We start from the raw sequence: 984 nt of genomic DNA on the forward strand, positions 1-984 counted from the left end.
ACGCCAATGCAGATGGGGAGGTGAAAAAATATACTGCTACATTTGATTATTCTACATTCGTTTCTGAAATTGTTTTATCATCAGTCGGTTATGGAGCTAATCAGTTGTACAAAAATACGGTAACCGATGAAGATGGTAATAAAACCATAGAGTTTAAAAACGGACAGGGACAAACCATCTTGGTAAGAAAAATGCTTGACGATGTTACAAAAGCAGATACTTATTATATTTACAATGATTATAATCAACTGGCTTTTGTCATTCCGCCTTTAGCAGTAGATGCGGTTAAAAATTTAACTACCGGCGCATTTCCTGATATCACATTAAATAACCTTTGCTACCAATATAAATATGACAGCAGAAACCGTTTGGTAGAAAAAAAGCTTCCGGGGAAAGGTTGGGAATACATGGTGTATGATAAAGCCGACCGACTGATCTTTACACAGGATGCTGTAATGCACCCAACAGGAAAGTGGCTTTTTACGAAATATGATAAGTTCGGAAGGGTCATTCTTACGGGGATTGTAGGAGGAACAGACAGAGCTGATATGCAAAATATGATAAGTAATAATTTAATCATTGAAAATCGATCTCGATCAGGTTTTACGAAAAATGGAATGCAGGTTTACTATTCTAATGATCATTTCCCGTATTTAGAAACCGTGTTATCTGTAAATTATTATGATACATATCCTCCAAATACACCCTCATTTACTCCTACAGTCACTAATTTACCTTTATTGACAGATGATCTAACTTTAAATATCAATACTAAAAGTCTACCGTTGGTTTCTTATGTAAAAAACATTGAAGATGATAACTGGACAAAAAATTATACTTGGTACGATACCAAAGGAAGAGCCATCGGAAGTCATTCTATTAATCATTTGGGAGGATATACCAAGACGGAATCTGAACTTGATTTTTCGGGAACACCAAAGATGGCTATTACTAAACATAAAAGGTTAGATAGTGATACCGAAA

At 35.1% G+C, this 984-nt stretch carries 1 pseudogene; it reads left to right on the forward strand.

Annotation, left to right across the window (positions count from 1 at the left end):
• Positions 1-984 (forward strand): annotated as a pseudogene (locus tag AB671_RS22595) (RHS repeat-associated core domain-containing protein); the annotation flags it as partial.

It is taken from the genome of Chryseobacterium sp. BGARF1 (assembly GCF_001677955.1).
Classification (GTDB): domain Bacteria; phylum Bacteroidota; class Bacteroidia; order Flavobacteriales; family Weeksellaceae; genus Chryseobacterium.